We start from the raw sequence: 18,567 nt of genomic DNA, 5'->3' as shown, positions 1-18,567 counted from the left end.
GATATGTTTACCGGCATAATTGAAGCTGTAGGCACCATTACTGCGTTGACGCCAAAAGGTGCAGACATTTCTGTTACTGTTGAGTCAGGCACGCTTGATCTGTCAGATGTCAAACTGGGTGACAGTATTGCCACCAATGGCGTTTGCCTGACGGTCGTTGAACTGACCGGCAAAGGCTATGTGGCTGATTTATCCCTCGAGACATTAAAGCGAACAGCGTTTACTGATTATAAATCAGGCCAGAAAGTGAATCTGGAAAAAGCCATGCTGGCAACGACCCGCTTTGGCGGTCACATGGTCTCAGGCCATGTTGATGAGGTTGGGGAAATTATTGCCCGTGACCATACCGGTCGTGCGATTGAGTTTTGGGTAAAAGCCCCAGACCATCTGGCTAAGTACATTGCTGAAAAAGGCTCGGTATCTATTGATGGTATCAGCCTGACGGTCAATGCAATTCGTGGCAATGAGTTTAAATTGACTATCGTGCCTCATACTGCAGCAGAGACGACAATGGAGTCATTCCAGGCGGGCCGTAAAGTGAATGTAGAGGTGGATGTTATTGCCCGCTATTTAGAGCGTTTGATGTTAGGTGAAAAAGCAGCTGATAAAAAATCAGAAGTGACCATGGACTTATTAGCTAAAACTGGGTTTTTAGGATAAAGATTAGAATAAGGGTATTGTTATGGCTTTAAGCAGTGCAAAAGAAATTATCGATGATATTCGTCAGGGTAAGATGGTTATCTTAATGGATGATGAAGATCGTGAAAATGAAGGCGATCTGATCATTGCTGCCGAAAAAATCAGCCCTGAAGCTATTAACTTTATGGCGATGCATGGTCGTGGACTGATTTGTTTAACACTCACTCATGCACGTTGTAAGCAGCTGAATCTCCCCTTGATGGTACAAGATAATACCGAGCAGTTCAGCACGAACTTTACGATATCGATTGAAGCTGCAGAGGGGGTGACCACCGGTATTTCTGCAGCCGATCGCGCCCGTACCGTGCAGGCAGCAGTCGCACCGAATGCAAGCTTTGCTGATATTGTGATGCCGGGCCATATTTTTCCGCTGATGGCACAGGAAGGCGGGGTATTAACTCGTGCAGGCCATACTGAAGCGGGCTGTGATATCGCACGTTTAGCCGGTTTGGAACCGTCCAGTGTGATCGTTGAGATCCTTAATGAAGATGGCACCATGGCCCGTCGCCCGCAACTGGAAGTGTTTGCTGAAAAGCACGATCTGAAGCTGGGGACGATTGCCGATCTTATTGAGTACCGCAATAACAACGAAACCACCATCGAACGCATTGCTGAATGTCGTTTGCCAACCGAGTACGGTGAGTTCGATATGATCACCTACCGTGATACCATTGATAACGAGATCCACTACGCATTGCGTAAGGGTGAAATAAAAGAGGGACTGGCCACGCTGGTACGTGTTCACCTGCAAGATACGTTTAAAGATATTCTGCATTCAGGTGCATCTCAATGGACGTTACCTGCCGCGATGAAGCGTATTTCCGAAGACGGTGGCGTACTGGTGGTGCTGAGCAAGCAGGAAAGCCATGACACAATTATTACTAAGGTGAAAAATTTGTCGGCTCAGGCTAACGGTCAACCGAAAGTAAAATTGAATCCGAAAGATCAATCGCGCCAGGTCGGTGTCGGTTCGCAAATTCTGGCTGATTTAGGGGTGTCTGATATGCGCTTGTTATCATCCAGTACTCAACGTTACCACTCGCTGTCAGGTTTTGGCCTGAACATTGTTGAGTACGTTTGTGAATAATCCGGCGTAAACGGATAACAGTCCTGCTGAAGCAGGATTCGCTAACGCTATACGTCTCTGCGCATATCGATCGCGGCGGAGGGATATAAATTTAACTAATCAGGTGAAACCGCCGGTTGTCCGTAGCGACACTTGTATAAAGTGTGATAGACTCCCGCGGTTTCTCAAACCGGAAAGACATAGTCACAGGAAGGCCCATGAAGGTAATTGAAGGCGCCATCGCGGCACCAAACGCAAAAGTTGCTATCGTAATCGCACGCTTCAACAGCTTTATCAATGAAAGCTTACTTTCAGGTGCACTAGATGCGCTGAAACGTCAAGGTCAGGTAAGCGATGACAATATCACCGTTGTTCGTTGTCCTGGTGCTTACGAGCTACCGTTAGTTGCACAGCAGGTTGCTAAAAGCGATCGCTATGATGCGATTGTTGCTCTGGGTTCTGTGATTCGTGGTGGAACCCCACACTTCGATTATGTTGCCGGTGAGTGTAATAAAGGTCTGGCTCAGGTCGCACTCGAGTTTAATACTCCAGTCGCGTTCGGTGTTCTGACTGTCGATTCTATTGAACAAGCCATTGAGCGTGCCGGTACCAAGGCTGGTAATAAAGGCGCAGAAGCAGCACTAAGCGCGCTTGAAATGATTAATGTTCTGTCCCAAATTGAATCCTGATGGGGGTTAATGTGAAACCAGCCGCGCGTCGTAATGCACGTCAGTTTGCTGTACAAGCTATTTATTCTTGGCAGATCACGAAAGGCAATGTTGCTGATATTGAGCAACATTTCTTAACTGATCATAAATTTGAAGAAGAAGAGCATCAAGCTGATGCTCCTGTTCTTGCTGCACCACATACAGACGTCGGCTATTTTAGCGATCTGTTAACGGGTGTCGTACTTAACCATCAGGAATTGGATAGCAAGATGCGTCCATACCTGTCTCGTCCGTTACAAGATTTGGACCAGATGGAACTTGCGTTACTTCGCTTAGCGATGTACGAAATGGTTAAGCGCGAAGATGTTCCCTATAAAGTCGTTATCAATGAAGCAATCGAACTTGCAAAAATATTCGGTGCAGAAGATAGCCACAAATTTGTGAATGGTGTGCTGGATAAAGCCGCACCAACTCTTCGCAGAAAGAAATAATCGGAAACGATGCTATGGGGCCAGCTTTGCTGGCCTTTTTTCTGTGTCCAATAAGCAAAGAATGACTTAATAAAATAAGAATTATGGCTAGTAACGAATTTGACCTCATCGCTCGTTATTTTGAGCATCAAAATGTCAATCGTCGTGATGTTGCCTTGGCTATTGGTGATGATTGTGCGTTGCTCAATGTCCCTGCTGGCAGCCATCTGGCGGTTAGTACCGACTCACTGGTTGCCGGAACCCATTTTCTTGCCGGTGCCGATCCTGCGCTGGTGGCGCACAAAGCGTTAGCGTCTAACCTGAGTGATCTTGCGGCAATGGGAGCGACCCCGGCCTGGGTATCTCTGGCCCTCACCATGCCGGCTCCTGACGAAGCTTGGCTCAGCCGTTTTTGTGACGGTTTCTTTGCATTAGCGGATTATTTCAATGTTCAGCTGATCGGTGGCGATACCACCAAAGGACCACTCAGTATTACCTTAACGGTACATGGGTTTGTTCCTGAAGGGCAGGCACTCACCCGCAGTGGCGCCAACTCGGGTGACTGGATTTATGTTACCGGTCAGTTAGGTGATAGTGCCGCAGGCTTGGCTGTGCTGTTGGGCGAAGTCACCGTGGCCGATGAAGCGCTGAAAGCGACCTTGATAGAACGCCATTATAAAGCCCAACCCCGTATTCTTGCCGGTCAGGCCCTGCGTGGTATCGCATCATCCGCTTTAGATATCTCCGATGGTTTGATTTCTGATCTTGGCCATATTCTGAAACGCTCACAGCTTGCTGCAACCGTTGATGTTGATAAATTACCCTTGTCACCCGAACTGCTAGCCTTTGAGCCTGAATTGGACAAAGCGCAGCAATTGGCGCTGGCCAGTGGCGAAGAGTACGAGTTATGCTTTACTGTTCCCGAACAGAACCGTGGTGCGCTTGATACCGCTTTGGCCCATACCGGAGTGAAAGCGACCTGTATTGGCCAGCTGCGGACCGGAACGGGTATTAAGCTGATGCGACGTGATGAGTTGCTGGCGTGGCAATTACATGGTTATGACCATTTTTCGGAGTAATGCGTGAGTAATCCCAAAGATTTAATCAACCTGAAAAATCCCTGGCACCTGTTAGCTACCGGGTTTGGCAGTGGCTTATCGCCCATCGTACCGGGAACCGTGGGTACCGTTGCTTCGATCCCGTTTTATTTGCTGATGGTCCAGCTGCCTTTTGCTGCCTATCTTCTGATCACGATTATCGCTGCGATTATCGGGATCACAATTTGTCAGAAAACATCTGATGATATGGGGGTGCACGATCACGGCAGTATCGTGTGGGATGAATTTGTCGGTTTCTGGATCACCATGGCAATAGCCCCGGTACTGAGCTGGCAATGGGTGCTTGCTGGTTTTATTCTGTTCCGCTTCTTTGATATGGTCAAACCGTGGCCGATCAGTTGGCTTGATAAGCATGTTCATGGTGGCTTCGGCATCATGGTTGACGACATTCTCGCGGGCTTTATGGCGATGATTGCCCTGTGGGGCATAGGATACTGGCAGGGCTGGTAACCGCAGTGCTCCGGAATCGAGCAGAGTCAAGAAGTCTTAATCTGCCGTGCAACCGCGCGGCTTTTTTACCTCTCCCAAAACTTTCCTACTTCTGAATCAAGGCCATATCAAGCTTGGCGGGTATGAGGGAGCGGTACTGAAAAGGGTAAGGAAAAGCTACTATAGGCATTGGAGCTTTAAATACTCACTATTAGTGCCTAGAAATCAGAAGCGAGTTACTCGATCCTAGCAACTCGCCTCTAGTTACTTGCTCTTTACTTCAGATACTCGCGAATTTGTTTCTCGATGCCTGGGCCATCAATACCCAGTGACGAGTGCAATTCTGCCTGTGTGCCCGGTTCAATAAACTGGTCGGGCAGGCCGATATTCAGGACGGGTTTCAAGCATTTTGCCTTCATCATAAACTCAATGACACCGCTGCCAGCACCACCGGCAATGGCATTTTCTTCTACCGTTACCAGTACATCATGTGTTGCCGCCAGCGTCAAAATAAGGGCTTCATCAAGGGGTTTAACAAAACGCATATCAGCCACCGTTGCATTGAGGTTTTCTGCGGCTTCCAGGGCGTAGGACAACATTGTTCCAAAGCTTAGAATAGCGACTTTTTCGCCCTGACGACGAACAATGCCTTTGCCAATTTCCAACTCCGTCATTTGGTATTGGATTTCAGTCCCCATACCGGTACCTCGAGGGTAACGAACCGCACTGGGTCCCTGGTGCTTATGGCCGGTATAAAGCATCTGACGACATTCATTCTCGTCACTGGGTGCCATGATCACCATGTTGGGAATACAGCGCATGAAGCTCAAGTCAAAGGCTCCCTGATGCGTCTGGCCATCCGCGCCGACCAGGCCGCCACGGTCAATCGCGAACATGACGGGCAGATCCATAATAGCGATATCATGGATTAACTGATCGTAGCCACGCTGCAGGAAGGTCGAGTAGATCGCGACAACCGGATGGTAGCCACCAATAGCCATCCCGCTTGCCAGTGTGACGGCATGTTGCTCTGCAATAGCGACATCAAAGTACTGGCTCGGGTGCTCTTTCGAGAAGCGTACCATGCCAGAGCCTTCGCGCATCGCCGGCGTGATTGCCATCAGCTTTTCATCTTCAACGGCCATATCGCACAGCCAGTCACCGAAGATCTTAGAGAAAGTAGGCTTGGCATCTTTCGCTTTCGGTAGTGGGTTCTGGCTCAGATCGAATTTTGGTACCGCATGGTAGTTAATCGGATCGGCTTCTGCCGGTGCGTAACCTTTTCCTTTTTTGGTCATAATATGAAGAAATTGCGGCCCTTTCAGGTTGCGCATATTCTTCAGTGTTTTGACCAGCTCTGCGACATCGTGGCCATCAACAGGGCCGATGTAGTTAAAGCCAAGCTCTTCAAACATGGTGCCGGGTACAACCATGCCCTTTATATGTTCTTCTGCGCGTTTCACCAGTTCTTTGATGGGGGGCGCACCAGACAACACTTTTTTGCCACCTTCGCGAATGGTGGTATAAAGGCTGCCGGATAGCAGACGTGCCAAATGATTATTCAAGGCACCGACATTTTCAGAGATAGACATCTCATTGTCATTTAAAATCACTAACATGTCGGAGTGAACATCACCGGCATGGTTCATGGCTTCAAAAGCCATGCCCGCGGTAATGGCACCATCGCCGATGACACTGACGACTTTACGGCCCAGCCCCTCTTTTTCAGACGCAATCGCCATGCCCAGGCCGGCGCTGATCGAGGTTGAAGAGTGACCGACAGAAAGTACGTCATACTCGCTCTCTTCACGCCATGGGAACGGATGCAGACCGTTTTTCTGGCGTATGGTCGGCATTTGATCCCGGCGCCCAGTGAGAATTTTATGCGGGTATGCCTGGTGGCCAACATCCCAGATCAAATGATCAAATGGGGTGTTGTACACATAATGCAGGGCAACAGTCAGCTCAACAGCACCGAGGCCGGAGGCAAAGTGTCCACTTGACTGACTGACGGAGTTGAGTAAGTACGTACGTAACTCATCGCATACCATCGACAGACTTTCAAGCGGCAGTAATCGTAATTCATCTGGGGTGTTGACCAGAGCCAGATGGGGGTATTTTGAGATATCCAGAGTCATAACATTTCGGCGCTTTTACTGATTTTAGTTATTGCGCTCGATGATGTATCGGGCGAAAACTTCTAATTGGTGTGTATTGTAGGGTATTGCATCCAATGCTTGTAGCGCTTCTTGATAAAGTTGCTGAGCTTTCTCTTTAGCTCCCTCTAATCCGAGCAAAGCCGGATAGGTGCTTTTTTCCAGAGCAAGATCTGAACCCTGAGGTTTACCCAGAGTTTCGGTATCACTGGTTACATCGAGAATATCATCCTGAACCTGAAAGGCCAGGCCAATCGCTTCAGCATACTGATCAAGCTGGGGTAATACAGCTACACTTTTGGGGCCTGCGGCCAATGCACCTAAACGAACAGCACAGCGGATAAGAGCCCCGGTTTTGTGTTTATGAATCGATTTAAGTTGTTGTAAATCGACATGTTTACCTTCTGCTTCTAAATCCAGCACTTGACCCATACACATACCTGCCGCACCGGATGCCTGAGCGAGTTCTTTTATCATCGCCACTCGTCTGGTATGCCCTTCTGGGCTTAGCGGGCCATCAGCAAGAATTTCAAATGCCAGGGTTTGGAGCGCATCGCCGGCTAAAATGGCGGTGGCCTCATCAAAGGCGATATGACAGGTTGGCTGACCGCGCCGAAGTTCGTCGTCATCCATTGCTGGCAGATCATCGTGAATTAACGAGTAAGCATGAATACATTCGACGGCCGCTGCCGGGGTATCGAGATCGACACACTCTGCCCCTAACATTTGCCCGGTGACATAGGTCAGATATGGGCGAACACGTTTACCACCAAGCAGAGTGCCATACTTCATGGCTTCTATCAGCGCATGGTCGGCAAAAGGTTGAGCCGCAATCCATTGTGCTAGCTGCTGGTTACTACGCTCTTGGTAGTATTTTAGAGAGGGTGTTAAAGACCGGATGTCATTCATTGTCAGCATCAAATTCAGTCAGGGGGGCTTCATCGTCCGCTTGCAGCAGAATTTCTACACGTTGCTCAGCTTGGGTGAGTTTTTGTTGGCTGCTACGTGCCAGTGCAATACCGCGCTCAAATTTTTTCAGCGCGTCTTCTAGTGCAATGTCACCCGACTCCAGCTCATTGACAATCGTATCGAGCTCATCAAGTGCGGCTTCAAACGCCATATTTTCTGGTTTTTTAGCTGCCATAAAGTGCTCACTATTCTGAAAGTGCAGGAAAAATAACGTAGAGATTATTCTGGGTCAAATTATGTCACAATATTCTGTGCTGCAGACAGTAATTTTCGCCTTTTGAAGCAAGAAAGCTAAATCATAAACGAAAGGTGCCGATATACTTCGAGTTCTGTAAAATAAAGCCGTATAAAATTGATACTCTTTAGTATCTTGCGAGTCGCAAAAGGGGAACGCTTCGTGGATTTGGCTACGTTAATAGGTTTAATTGGTGGTTTTGCCTTCGTGATCATGGCAATGGTGATTGGTGGCAGCATTAGTATGTTCATCGATCCGGTTTCCATCTTGATTGTAGTCGGTGGTTCAACCTTCGTTGTATTGATGAAATTCACAGTGGGGCAATTTTTCGGTGCCAGTAAAGTTGCAGGCAAAGCTTTCATGTTTAAATGTGATGAGCCTATCGACCTGATTGCTAAAGTGGTCGAAATGGCCGATGCCTCGCGTAAAGGCGGATTTCTTGCACTTGAAGAAATGGATATTACCAATAGTTTCATGCAAAAAGGCATCGATTTATTGGTCGATGGTCATGATGCAGACGTGGTAAGGGAGACGCTGAAGAAAGATATTGCATTGACTGATGAGCGACATGAAAAAGGCTCTGGGGTATTTCGAGCTTTCGGTGACGTAGCACCCGCGATGGGAATGATCGGTACGCTGGTTGGCTTGGTTGCGATGCTTTCAAATATGGATGACCCTAAATCTATCGGCCCGGCCATGGCGGTGGCGCTTCTGACGACACTGTACGGTGCCGTTTTGTCGAACATGGTATTTTTCCCCATCGCTGACAAACTATCTCTGCGTCGCGAGCAAGAGAAGCTTAACCGTCGTCTGATCATGGATGGGGTACTGGCCATTCAAGATGGCCAGAATCCGCGTGTGATTGATAGCTACCTGAGGAACTACCTCAATGAGAAAAAACGAATTTTTGATGTAGATTCAAATTAATGGGAGCTTAATGATGGAAGATGAGAGCTGCAAGTGTCCACCGCCGGGGCTACCTGCCTGGATGGGTACCTTTGCAGACTTAATGTCATTACTGATGTGCTTTTTCGTTCTGCTGCTGTCGTTTTCTGAGATGGATGTGCTGAAGTTTAAGCAGATTGCGGGGTCAATGAAATTTGCTTTTGGCGTTCAGAACATGCTGGATGTTAAAGACATTCCGAAAGGTACAAGTGTTATCGCCCAGGAGTTTCGCCCGGGGCGGCCTGAGCCGACGCCGATTGAAGTGATTATGCAGCAGACGATTGATATGACCCAGCGAACGTTAGAGTTCCATGATGGGGAATCCGATCGGGCTGGCGGTACCAAGCGTGAAGCGGGCAAGCTGACGGGGGGGAAAAGCGCGGATATATCCACCGAAAGCAATCAGAACAACGAATCTGAGATGTCTGAATCACAAGCGCAATTGCTTGAAATGTTGCAAAAAGCATTGGACCGAGAAATTAAAGATGGCGCACTTGAAGTCGAAAACTTCGGGCAGCAGGTCGTGATTCGGATTAAAGAAAAGGGGGCATTTCCTGCGGGATCGGCTTTTTTACAGCCAAAATTCCGACCTTTGGTTCGCCAGATAGCCGATTTAGTGAAAGAGGTTCCGGGAGTGATCCGAATTACCGGTCATACCGATAATCAAAAACTTGATTCTGAACTATACCGTTCAAACTGGGATCTTTCGGCCCAGCGCGCCGTTTCGGTTGCCCAGGAAATGGAGCAGGTCGAGGGGTTTGACAATAAGCGACTGCGGGTTGTTGGCCTGGCGGGTACCGCCCCGTTAAATGGCAATAAAACAGAGCAACAACGTACCGAAAATCGCCGGGTTGAGATTACGATCATGCAGGGCAAAGCGCATTATTCAGATGAAGTCATCAGTTCTGACACGCAGAATAATCCCGGATAGCTATTATTAGTGGTACAAGGGGGCTAACATTGCCTTGTAGACCGAAACCATCTCAAGATCGAGAGTTCGTCTCTTGAGATGGTTTGGTTATATCTTTGTTTCAGCAACAGCAAGCTTGCTGTATAATCCGCGCCTTTAGTTTGGCCCTGTGTAGCGAAGCGTGTTATGAAATTTATCGTAAAACCCCATCCAGAGATTTTTGTAAAGAGCGAATCTATTCGTAAGCGCTTTACCAAAATCCTAGACAGCAATATTCGCATTATTCTTCAGCGTTTGTCTGATTCTGTGTCGGTCGTCAACCGCCGTACTTACATTGAAGTAACGGTGAAAGATGAGACGATTCGTGAGCAGGTACTGGCTGTGTTAACACAAACATCGGGTATTCACCATGTGCTTGAAGTTAATCAAACCGACTTCACTGACATGCACGATATCTATGAGAAAACACTGGAGCTGGTGCGTAAGGATATCGAGGGGAAAACATTCTGTGTACGGGCGAAGCGTGTTGGCAAGCATGATTTTACCTCGATTGAACTTGAACGCTATGTCGGTGGTGGTTTGAACCAAGCAGTCGAATCAGCCAAGGTTAAACTGAAAAAGCCGGATGTTACGGTTAATATTGAAGTCGAAAACAATATTCTTAAACAGGTACTTGCTCGCCATAAGGGCCTGGGCGGTTTCCCTCTGGGAACTCAGGAAGATGTACTGAGCTTGATTTCAGGCGGTTTTGATTCAGGTGTTTCGAGCTACCTGCACATTAAGCGTGGCAGTAAAGTTCATTACTGCTTCTTTAATTTAGGAGGCCCTGCTCACGAGATCGGTGTGAAGCAAGTCTCACACTTCTTATGGAAGAAGTACGGTTCGTCGGCAAAAGTGAAATTCATTTCGATTGATTTTGAGCCCGTAGTCGCTGAAATTTTAGAGAAAATAGAGAACGGCCAGATGGGTGTCGTGCTTAAACGTATGTTTATGCGCGCTGCAGGTCAGGTTGCCGAACGTTTTGGTATTCAAGCTTTGGTAACCGGTGAAGCGTTAGGTCAGGTGTCGAGCCAGACACTGACAAATCTGCGCATGATCGATAACGTGACTGACAGCTTGATTCTTCGTCCCTTAATCAATTGGGACAAAGAAGATATTATCAACGTGGCGCGTGAGATTGGTACCGAAGAGTTCGCGAAAACCATGCCTGAATTCTGTGGTGTGATTTCGAAGAATCCGACAGTGAAAGCGGTGCAAGGGAAACTTGAGGCAGAAGAAGCCAAGTTTGATTTTGCTATCCTGGATCGTGTGATTGAAGAAGCACGGGTGATGGATATTCGTGATATCGAGAAGCAGAGCCAGGAACAAGCGCCTGAAATTGAGCTGGTTGATCAAATTGATAGCAATGCCATCGTGCTGGATATCCGTAGCCCGGATGAAGAAGATGAAAGCCCGCTTATTATCGACGGTGTGGAAGTTAAGCATCTACCGTTTTATAAGCTGGCCACTCAGTTTGGCGATCTCGATCAGAGTAAAGAGTACCTGCTGTACTGTGACCGTGGCGTAATGAGCCGTTTGCAGGCGTTGTACCTGAAAGAAAATGGTTTCGGTAACGTTAAAGTTTATCGGCCGTAACAGCCGGGACAAGATCCTAGAGACGAGTCCCTAGATTCGAGTGTCTAGTAAAAAGCGAGAGCCTTGGCTCTCGTTTTTTTATTTTCTTTTGCTCGAACCTCGAACCTCGAATCTCAACCCTATTGCTTCGGCAACACGTCGTAATGCATATTCGGCCATACCACCATCGGTGCAGCCACTTCCGCCGCTTTTTCTTTACCGGCTAAATGTACAATGATTTCTAAAGCGAATTCTTGTGACGTGCCGGGTCCCTGGCTGGTTAGTAAGTTGTTGTTAGTATCAAAAACAACGCGTTTTACGCGGCGGCGAGCGTCGGGGATCTGGTCTTGGAAGGCGGGATGCGCAGTCATCAGTGCGGTCGGAAACAGGTTATGGTGTTCCAGAACCACGGCTGGGGCGGCGCAGATTGCCGCAATCAGCTTGCCGTCATATTTGTGCTGGGCAACAAATTCAACCAACAGCGGGCTGTCGCGGAAACATTCTGAACCGCCTAGGCCGCCAGGAAGCACCACGCAATCAAAGGGGGCGTCTGCCACTTCAACCAAAGCAACGTCAGCAACCAGCTTAATACCACGAGAGCCTTCAACAACCAAGGCACCATCTGATGCGACGCTGGCAGTGGTAACATCAAACCCGGCCCGAATTAAAATATCTATGGTATTGATGGCTTCCATTTCTTCAGTGCCGGGGGCGATACAAACGGCCACTTTGATTTGAGGGTCATTCGTCATTGTTGTCTTGCTCCAGTTGTTTAATGTGTTGCCATAGCTGGGTATTGATCGGGACCGGAATAGCATGCACCTTCGCCCGAGCTATCAGGTAGCCCGTAATATAGTCGATCTCGGTTGGCCTTTGCTGGCAAATATCCTGATTCATAGAAGAAAAATTTGTCGCTGTCGCTGCTATCACCCTGTCAACGTGTTGTTTTAATTCCCGAGCTGTCACCCGATAGCCTTCCGCGCTCATTACCGCGGCCACTTCTTGACAGATTTGAGAAAGTAAATAGTTAAACTCGGACCGGGCAAGTTCGCCATTCTGGCATTGATGTTTAGCGGTCAAAGGGTTAATAGCGCAGTTGATAGCCAGCTTGTGCCATAAGGGCTGGGCAATATCCTGATGCCACTGACAAGGTGCTAACGCCTGATTGAAGACTTCGGCCAGAAAGTCGAAATTTTTGCCCGCGCTGTTTTCTGCGCCCATCCAGGTTGGCCCGAGACCGGTATGATTGACTTGCCGCGGATGGGGTTTGAAGGCTGCCTGTGAGGTGGTGGCGTAAATAATCGGGTTGTTGGGCAGCCGCTGGTGTACCATCTGCTGGGTTCCCATTCCATTATGCATGATCACCACAGGTGTTTCGGGGCTGATAAAGGGCAGGATATCACGCAGTGCCTGCTCAACCTGAAAGGCTTTAACGGTGATCACTATGCAGTCACTCTCGGTGACAGCGGCTTTATCATTACAATGAAAGGTAAACAGCTCCGTTTCGGTTTGGTTTAAGCCTTGAAACGCCAGGTTGATTGTTTTGACATCCTTGCGGGTCCACAGCTGAAGTTTATGTCCCTGTTTTACTAGCTGGCAACTCCATAGGCCGCCAATAGCACCTGCGCCCAAAAGTGTTATTTTCACGTGCAAATCTCAATTCATTTTCTCTCGAAAATCATAACACACAGGCACATTTGCGCGAGTCAACAATAACGACCGGCAGAAGAATTCAGAGCACTGCAAGGTACTCTGAATATGATGGTGATTTCAAAGCGAAGCGTTTAGCTTAGAATTTATAGGTTACAGCGACGTAGTGGCCAATACCTGTTGATTCGAATGTATTCGTATCCTCTATCAAATACACATCATTATACAGTTTAAAGCCATAGCCGACGGAATAGCGGTCTGAGTGCCAATAGAGACCGTTAAACATCACACCGCCGTGTTGAGCCTGAGTATTTCCTTTGAAGGTATCGTCTGCACCAAACTGATAATCAATATAGCCCTGGTAGGCGACAAAGCTGCCGTTTTCTAAGGTATAAAAAGGCTTAAACCAGTTTGTTGAAATCTGATAGCCGTTCCAGTCTTTGGCAGTAATATTATAATACCCATAGAAATTAAGCCCGACTTTACCGAACCACGGCACGTTGATATCAGAACCAAGCCCCCAGAAAGAATTATTGGGGTCGAAATCGGCTTCTGTTCCGCCTCCCCAATTAAACAGGGTGGCAAAGTAAAGTTCCTGAACCGGGCCAAATGACAGATCTTTGCCTGTCACGGCATCTAACGATACGCGCGGGGCAAATTTCATGAATATTTTGGGTTTGCCGTTTTTATCACTCGCATCGTGCTCGGTCAGGTCGAAGATATCAATGTAGCCATAGAGATCAAAGATCCCGGAACGGCCACCAAACTCCATTTCCAGGTAGTCATGGCCTGTATGTGCATCCGGGCTGCGGGGAAGTTCTTCATAGGCGTACATCAGGTTGAACTGCATCCACTTATAGTCATTTTTGTGGATATCATCGGAATAATCGACAGCAAATACTGCGCCCGAAAGGGCCAGAGCCGAGCTGACACTGAGAGCTGTGAGTGTTTTGTTCATGGGGGATCTCGCTAACCGTTGCCACTGCTGTATTGATATGCTCTTTGTGACATCACACTCTGTCTGTGAGCGTGAAGGCTAAAGAGCGTTAAGTTAAATTGGAGCGCGATGAAAATAAATGTTGAACTCCTACAGCAAAGATTAGTGTTTATTCTTACCTTTTTTTTTCTCTCTCGCCGATAAGATGTTATTCACCGCCAGGAGAGGACCAGGGCTGGGAAATCTGCTAAAGAAATGAAGTACAAGGGAAGAGAATATTGGAAGTAATAATTGTCTTATTTCTGAGAAATGGCAGGTGTGTAGTGGATTTTAGCAATAAAAAAAGGCGCCAGCGGCGCCTTTTTAACGTTCGTTCAGCAATGGGAATTGCTTAGAACTTGTAAGTAACGGCTACGTAGTGGCCTACACCTGAAGATTCTGCCTCTGGTGCCCATGGTAGAGCTTGACCATCTTCGAAACCGTAAACGTTATCGTATAGCTTCAGACCGTAACCTACAGCAAAGCGATCAGAGTGCCAGTACAGGCCGTTGAACATCCCGGTGCCAGTGCTAGATTGGAAAGCAGCGTCATCATCCATACCGAATTCGAAATCGATGTAACCCTGGTAAGACAGGAAGCTGCCGTTGTCGAAGAAGTGGAATGGCTTGAACCAGTTAGTAGCAAGGTGGTAACCGTTCCACTCTTTGTCGTTTCCGCGGTATGAAGCCATTAGGTTCAGACCGATTTTGCCTAGCCATGGAACCATTACATCAGAACCAATACCGATCTTCTGGTTGTTCACACCAGAGTTGCCGCCCCACTCAATAAGAGTCGCAAGGTAAAGCTCCTGAACCGGACCGAAAGACAGGTCTTTGCCGGTTAGCGCATCAAGAGAGACACGAGGAGCAAACTTCATGAAGATTTTTTCTGCACCAGCTTTGTCGCTGTCTTTGTCGCTGGTCAGGTTGAATACATCAACATAACCGTACAGATCAAAGATGCCTGAGCGGCCGCCGAATTCCATTTCCAGGTAGTCGTGAGATGATTCTGCACCTGCACCTTTCTCATCGAAAGCATACATCAGGTTGAATTGTGACCACTTGTAATCATTCTTGTGAATGTCGTCAGAATAATCGGCTGCATTTACCACAGCTGGTAAAGCCGTTGCTGCTAGAACGCTTAGTGCTACTAATGTTTTGCGCATGGTATGTACTCGCTAATTGTGTAGATAAGACCAGGCTTATTATTGGGCTGCCTGAATTTATGCAAGCATTCTATTGCTTTATGTCACGGTTGTGAATGTAACGATTGCGCAATCCTTTGCAGAGTGTGATCGTGATCGGCTGTAATCGATTACAGATTGTTTGTTTGCGTGATCTGAACTGGGTTTTTTGGCGATTTGATTGAACTTTTTCAGAGCTAAGTGAGAAATGAAACGTTACATGGCTGCAGTTAAGGCGGGTTTTAGTGATGAAAGGTGGTGATAAAAAAAGAGGGGGGTTCCGCATCAACAGAATACCCCTCAGATTTAAGCCGGAGGAAAATAATAGTGAGAAAGAATTACGATGAAGATAGCGATTCGCTGGCGTCACCCCGATTTTCCGACTTTATTGCGACTAAGTAAATGAGCAGCAGAACAGGCAGGCCTATCAATGCCGTGGTAAAGAAGAAGGTGTTATAACCAAAGGTATCAACATACATACCAGAGAATCCGGCAATAAATTTAGGGAACAGCAGCATGATCGAGCTGAACAGGGCGTACTGAGTTGCCGAGAACGCAACATTGGTCAAACTCGACATATAGGTAATAAATGCCGCGGTGGCAATGCCGGCACTTAAGTTGTCAGCTGAGATAACGATTGTCAGCATCGGCAGGCTATTGCCTATATAGGTAAAGAGCATAAAGAGTAAATTAGTGCAGGCGGCCAGAATGGCACCTAATGCCAGAATACGCAGGGTTCCCCACTTACTGACCAGGATCCCTCCGAGGCCGGCTCCCACTAATGTCATAATGACACCGTATATCTTCGAGACAGAGGCGACTTCCGTTTTACTGAAGCCCATATCGACATAAAAGGCATTGGCCATGACCCCCATCACCACATCGGAAATGCGGTAACAGCCAATGAGCGCCAAAATGAGTAACGCATTACGTCCGTAACGAGAGAAAAAATCCTGAAAAGGCATCAGAGCGGCGGTATAGAACCAAGCCACCAGTCTTGCCTGTCGTGCGCCCATGCCTTTATTGCGCAATTGCTGGCGGTATAGACGCTCAGTATTATCAATTGCACTGCTATCAATATTGGGTTCATTAATGCAGAGCGCAGTCACGATCCCAACCAGCATAAAACCGGCCATGATAAAGTAAGCGGCTTTCCAGCCCGTGACATCATAAACGGTGTCAGACCCAAACCAGGCGGCGAAGGCCAGTGAGCCAGCGCCTGCCATGATCATTGCTAAGCGATAGCCTGTCATGTAAGCGGCAGCGAGTGCCGCCTGTAAGCGCTCGGTCGCCAGTTCAATACGATAAGCATCAATGACAATGTCTTGAGACGCAGAAGCAAAGGCGACAATAACGGCAAAAATAGCCAGTTGAACAAGATCAACCTGCGGATTACTGATGGCCATGCCACATAGAGAGAGGATGATCAAAATTTGCGAGAATAGCATCCAGCCACGGCGGCGCCCGAATAGGTGGGAAAAGATGGGGATAGGAAAACGATCAATCAGTGGTGACCATATCCATTTAAAGCCATAAGCTAATGCGACCCAACTAAAAAAACCGATATCGGTTCGACTGACTTCGGCTTCTCGAAGCCAGAATGACAGAGTACCAAAGACTAATAAGATAGGTAATCCGGAAGAAAACCCAAGGGCCAGCATGATCAGTACTTTTTTTTCTAAGTACACCCGCCAACCCTGTTCGTTATTATTCTCTATCGATTGCTCCATTATTACCTCTAAATCTTGATAGCGTCGCCGCTGGTTTTACCGATTATAAAGGTAAGGTAACAGAGTCAGGTAGTTTTCTTGTCAGGTATTTAGTACTTGTACGACATCACAGAATTTTTGACGAGGTTAGCCATCAAATATTGTCATTTTGTAAAGTGAGGAACGTATATGGAATCGAAGGGGGACGCCACTCACTCCTAGATACAGATATCTTAAGGTCTGATGCCTTGCATTTTTTCTGGGGCTGGGCCGATCCCAAGCAGAAATTGCGCACAGCTGGTGACTTTGAACTGAACAAAACTGTTACCGAGCAGCTGATAGTCTTCCTGTGTTTCTAATAATTGTAGTAAATACCAGTATACCGATTCATATTTACCGTTTGGTGTACCTGCCGCAACAGACAGCTTCCACCATTCATGGAAGTGTTCGGTACAGGTGCGCTTGAGTGATGGACAACTGACTTCACCGCTTATTACGCCTAATGCACTTAAAGCGAGGGCTGGTGCATGGTCGGAAATATGTTGGCTGACCACTTCAGAGGGAATATCTGGCTGCGATGAGATTAACGTTAGCATAATAGTCACCTGGTCGTAAGAAAACGGCCAGGTGACGTTGTCTTACTTGTTAATAATGTTTATAGCCTTAATAACTATAGGCTGCTGAGGGACATCTTTCATACCCATAGACCGTATAGTTGTTGTCGGAACAGAAGACATTTTTTCAATAATTGGAAAGCCGTTCACAACTTTTCCGAACACGGCATAACCCGGACGACTGCCTTGTGCATTCAGGAAGCTGTTATTTTCATAATTAATATAGAACTGACGTGTTGCCGAATCAGGATCAGTGGTGCGGGCCATAGCAACCGTTGCCCGCATATTTTCCAGCCCATTGTTGGATTCATTTTTAATCGGTTCATAAGACGGGCGGCGTTTCAGCTCTCGGTCAAATCCGCCCCCCTGGGCCATAAACCCCGGGATCACACGGTGGAAAATGGTGTCGACATAGCTACCATCGTTAACATAACGAAGAAAATTGGCACTGGAAATGGGTGCTTTTTCTTCATCTAGCTGAATGGTGAATTCGCCCAGGTTAGTCGTCACCAACACCTGAGTTGCTGCACTGACAGGTAAGGCTAACAGCAAGCAGATAGCGATAAAATAGCGACGCATCACAGGTTCTCCTGCAAGTAACGGTTTAATGCTGTATCAGTATAAATATCTTTCAGTACCGCCGTCATCAGGTTATTGATGCTTTGCTCCATGTCTTCAACAGACGCACTCATTGTACCTGTCTTTTCAGACTTGCCTGAGTAACGTTTTACAAACTTACCGTTTGGTGTTTCAACCACCAGTTGAAGCTGCAGTTTACTGCTTAGATCATGGCTTATTACGCTGTGCTTTACATTGACCATCGCTTCCAGAATATCCAGGCGTACTTTGCCTTCAGCCTCTTCTGTAATGAGATAACCTTGCGAACGAAGTTGGCGAGATAACGCATCTTCTAATGTGACACGCAGATTCTGGCTGGCATGTAAGGGTTGTACATTTTTGCGCCCGCTGTCAACCACAGCGATAAACTGTGCCGTACGCAGGTCTCGGCTTTCCAGGCTCATAGACTGGCCATGGGCTGTTGCCTGGCTCGCAATAACCGGCGTTGGGGTCAGAGACAGCTGCGGTTCAGATGGTGCCGAACAAGCGGTGAGAGCCAAAACTGATGCAGCGAAAAGAAATTTCTTCATGGTTATTT

The 18,567-nt window shown here is 47.5% G+C and carries 20 protein-coding genes; 9 read left to right on the top strand and 11 right to left on the bottom strand.

Going from position 1 to position 18,567, the window contains the following annotated elements:
• The first annotated feature begins 3 nt into the window (after nt 1-3).
• The 6 genes from AC2204_RS09040 (at nt 4) to pgpA (ending at nt 4,471) form a co-directional block, all read left to right on the top strand.
• Nucleotides 4-660 carry a riboflavin synthase gene (locus AC2204_RS09040; protein ID WP_318925187.1) on the top strand — a complete coding sequence of 219 codons (657 nt, stop codon included), beginning with the start codon at nt 4-6 and terminating at the stop codon, nt 658-660.
• 22 nt (nt 661-682) lie between these two features.
• A complete protein-coding gene (gene ribBA / locus AC2204_RS09035; protein ID WP_318925186.1) occupies nt 683-1,786 on the top strand; it encodes a bifunctional 3,4-dihydroxy-2-butanone-4-phosphate synthase/GTP cyclohydrolase II in 1,104 nt (367 codons plus the stop codon).
• A gap of 197 nt (nt 1,787-1,983) precedes the next feature.
• The gene (gene ribH, locus AC2204_RS09030; RefSeq protein WP_318925185.1) at nt 1,984-2,454 is read left to right on the top strand and encodes a 6,7-dimethyl-8-ribityllumazine synthase; all 471 of its coding nucleotides are present in this window, start codon (nt 1,984-1,986) and stop codon (nt 2,452-2,454) included.
• Nucleotides 2,454-2,924: a transcription antitermination factor NusB gene (gene nusB, locus AC2204_RS09025; protein ID WP_318925184.1), complete on the top strand. Its 471-nt coding sequence runs from the start codon at nt 2,454-2,456 to the stop codon at nt 2,922-2,924. Before ribH ends, nusB begins: the two co-directional genes overlap by 1 nt.
• Nucleotides 2,925-3,007: 83 nt before the next feature.
• Nucleotides 3,008-3,982, top strand: a complete 975-nt coding sequence (gene thiL, locus AC2204_RS09020; RefSeq protein ID WP_318925183.1) for a thiamine-phosphate kinase — start codon at nt 3,008-3,010, stop codon at nt 3,980-3,982.
• A gap of 3 nt (nt 3,983-3,985) precedes the next feature.
• The gene (pgpA, locus tag AC2204_RS09015; RefSeq protein WP_318925182.1) at nt 3,986-4,471 is read left to right on the top strand and encodes a phosphatidylglycerophosphatase A; all 486 of its coding nucleotides are present in this window, start codon (nt 3,986-3,988) and stop codon (nt 4,469-4,471) included.
• Nucleotides 4,472-4,725: 254 nt separating this feature from the next.
• Here the strand turns inward: pgpA and dxs are convergent, their stop codons facing one another.
• From dxs to xseB, 3 genes are read right to left on the bottom strand one after another with little or no spacing between them, the layout of a single operon-like run.
• Nucleotides 4,726-6,588 (bottom strand): 1-deoxy-D-xylulose-5-phosphate synthase, encoded by a 1,863-nt coding sequence (gene dxs, locus AC2204_RS09010; protein WP_318925181.1) that lies wholly within the window; start codon nt 6,586-6,588, stop codon nt 4,726-4,728.
• Nucleotides 6,589-6,612: 24 nt separating this feature from the next.
• Entirely contained in the window at nt 6,613-7,515 is a 903-nt protein-coding gene (gene ispA, locus AC2204_RS09005) for a (2E,6E)-farnesyl diphosphate synthase (protein WP_318925180.1), read from the bottom strand.
• Complete coding sequence (xseB, locus tag AC2204_RS09000; RefSeq protein WP_318925179.1) at nt 7,508-7,750, bottom strand: exodeoxyribonuclease VII small subunit; 243 nt, start codon at nt 7,748-7,750, stop codon at nt 7,508-7,510. Before xseB ends, ispA begins: the two co-directional genes overlap by 8 nt.
• Before the next feature lie 222 nt (nt 7,751-7,972).
• Between xseB and pomA the strand changes: the two genes are divergently transcribed.
• The 3 genes from pomA (at nt 7,973) to thiI (ending at nt 11,300) form a co-directional block, all read left to right on the top strand.
• Nucleotides 7,973-8,737 (top strand): flagellar motor protein PomA, encoded by a 765-nt coding sequence (gene pomA / locus AC2204_RS08995; RefSeq protein WP_318925178.1) that lies wholly within the window; start codon nt 7,973-7,975, stop codon nt 8,735-8,737.
• Nucleotides 8,738-8,750: 13 nt separating this feature from the next.
• Nucleotides 8,751-9,686, top strand: a complete 936-nt coding sequence (locus AC2204_RS08990; protein WP_318925254.1) for a flagellar motor protein MotB — start codon at nt 8,751-8,753, stop codon at nt 9,684-9,686.
• Nucleotides 9,687-9,851: 165 nt separating this feature from the next.
• The gene (thiI, locus tag AC2204_RS08985; protein WP_318925177.1) at nt 9,852-11,300 is read left to right on the top strand and encodes a tRNA uracil 4-sulfurtransferase ThiI; all 1,449 of its coding nucleotides are present in this window, start codon (nt 9,852-9,854) and stop codon (nt 11,298-11,300) included.
• 119 nt (nt 11,301-11,419) lie between these two features.
• On the opposite strand, the gene yajL is transcribed toward thiI, so the two are convergent.
• From yajL to AC2204_RS08945, 8 genes are all read right to left on the bottom strand, one after another.
• On the bottom strand, nt 11,420-12,031 hold the full coding sequence (yajL, locus tag AC2204_RS08980) for a protein deglycase YajL (RefSeq protein WP_318925176.1): 612 nt from the start codon (nt 12,029-12,031) through the stop codon (nt 11,420-11,422).
• Nucleotides 12,021-12,926: a 2-dehydropantoate 2-reductase gene (gene panE, locus AC2204_RS08975; RefSeq protein WP_318925175.1), complete on the bottom strand. Its 906-nt coding sequence runs from the start codon at nt 12,924-12,926 to the stop codon at nt 12,021-12,023. The genes yajL and panE overlap by 11 nt, the downstream gene beginning before the upstream one ends.
• Before the next feature lie 142 nt (nt 12,927-13,068).
• A complete protein-coding gene (locus AC2204_RS08970; protein ID WP_318925174.1) occupies nt 13,069-13,887 on the bottom strand; it encodes a nucleoside-specific channel-forming Tsx family protein in 819 nt (272 codons plus the stop codon).
• A 370-nt stretch (nt 13,888-14,257) separates the two neighbouring features.
• On the bottom strand, nt 14,258-15,070 hold the full coding sequence (locus AC2204_RS08965) for a nucleoside-specific channel-forming Tsx family protein (protein WP_318925173.1): 813 nt from the start codon (nt 15,068-15,070) through the stop codon (nt 14,258-14,260).
• A 356-nt stretch (nt 15,071-15,426) separates the two neighbouring features.
• On the bottom strand, nt 15,427-16,818 hold the full coding sequence (locus AC2204_RS08960; RefSeq protein ID WP_318925172.1) for an AmpG family muropeptide MFS transporter: 1,392 nt from the start codon (nt 16,816-16,818) through the stop codon (nt 15,427-15,429).
• A 212-nt stretch (nt 16,819-17,030) separates the two neighbouring features.
• Nucleotides 17,031-17,393, bottom strand: a complete 363-nt coding sequence (locus tag AC2204_RS08955; protein WP_318925171.1) for a hypothetical protein — start codon at nt 17,391-17,393, stop codon at nt 17,031-17,033.
• A gap of 42 nt (nt 17,394-17,435) precedes the next feature.
• Complete coding sequence (locus AC2204_RS08950) at nt 17,436-17,990, bottom strand: peptidylprolyl isomerase (protein WP_318925170.1); 555 nt, start codon at nt 17,988-17,990, stop codon at nt 17,436-17,438.
• Nucleotides 17,990-18,559, bottom strand: a complete 570-nt coding sequence (locus AC2204_RS08945; RefSeq protein ID WP_318925169.1) for a YajG family lipoprotein — start codon at nt 18,557-18,559, stop codon at nt 17,990-17,992. Before AC2204_RS08945 ends, AC2204_RS08950 begins: the two co-directional genes overlap by 1 nt.
• Between the last annotated feature and the right edge of the window lie 8 nt (nt 18,560-18,567).

Source organism: Photobacterium sp., from assembly GCF_057456235.1.
Note: the sequence above shows the minus strand (reverse complement) of the source record. Positions and strands in the feature narration are given on the sequence as shown.

Bases quoted from the DNA above. Each gene is read 5' to 3' on its own strand.
- AC2204_RS08960 (WP_318925172.1), bottom strand. From the start codon at position 16,818: ATGGAGCAATCGATAGAGAATAATAACGAACAGGGTTGGCGGGTGTAC.
- AC2204_RS08950 (WP_318925170.1), bottom strand. From the start codon at position 17,990: ATGCGTCGCTATTTTATCGCTATCTGCTTGCTGTTAGCCTTACCTGTC.
- thiI (WP_318925177.1), top strand. From the start codon at position 9,852: ATGAAATTTATCGTAAAACCCCATCCAGAGATTTTTGTAAAGAGCGAA.
- AC2204_RS08945 (WP_318925169.1), bottom strand. From the start codon at position 18,559: ATGAAGAAATTTCTTTTCGCTGCATCAGTTTTGGCTCTCACCGCTTGT.
- thiL (WP_318925183.1), top strand. From the start codon at position 3,008: ATGGCTAGTAACGAATTTGACCTCATCGCTCGTTATTTTGAGCATCAA.
- ribBA (WP_318925186.1), top strand. From the start codon at position 683: ATGGCTTTAAGCAGTGCAAAAGAAATTATCGATGATATTCGTCAGGGT.
- AC2204_RS09040 (WP_318925187.1), top strand. From the start codon at position 4: ATGTTTACCGGCATAATTGAAGCTGTAGGCACCATTACTGCGTTGACG.
- AC2204_RS08990 (WP_318925254.1), top strand. From the start codon at position 8,751: ATGGAAGATGAGAGCTGCAAGTGTCCACCGCCGGGGCTACCTGCCTGG.
- AC2204_RS08965 (WP_318925173.1), bottom strand. From the start codon at position 15,070: ATGCGCAAAACATTAGTAGCACTAAGCGTTCTAGCAGCAACGGCTTTA.
- ribH (WP_318925185.1), top strand. From the start codon at position 1,984: ATGAAGGTAATTGAAGGCGCCATCGCGGCACCAAACGCAAAAGTTGCT.
- xseB (WP_318925179.1), bottom strand. From the start codon at position 7,750: ATGGCAGCTAAAAAACCAGAAAATATGGCGTTTGAAGCCGCACTTGAT.
- yajL (WP_318925176.1), bottom strand. From the start codon at position 12,031: ATGACGAATGACCCTCAAATCAAAGTGGCCGTTTGTATCGCCCCCGGC.
- AC2204_RS08970 (WP_318925174.1), bottom strand. From the start codon at position 13,887: ATGAACAAAACACTCACAGCTCTCAGTGTCAGCTCGGCTCTGGCCCTT.
- nusB (WP_318925184.1), top strand. From the start codon at position 2,454: ATGGGGGTTAATGTGAAACCAGCCGCGCGTCGTAATGCACGTCAGTTT.
- AC2204_RS08955 (WP_318925171.1), bottom strand. From the start codon at position 17,393: ATGCTAACGTTAATCTCATCGCAGCCAGATATTCCCTCTGAAGTGGTC.
- ispA (WP_318925180.1), bottom strand. From the start codon at position 7,515: ATGAATGACATCCGGTCTTTAACACCCTCTCTAAAATACTACCAAGAG.
- dxs (WP_318925181.1), bottom strand. From the start codon at position 6,588: ATGACTCTGGATATCTCAAAATACCCCCATCTGGCTCTGGTCAACACC.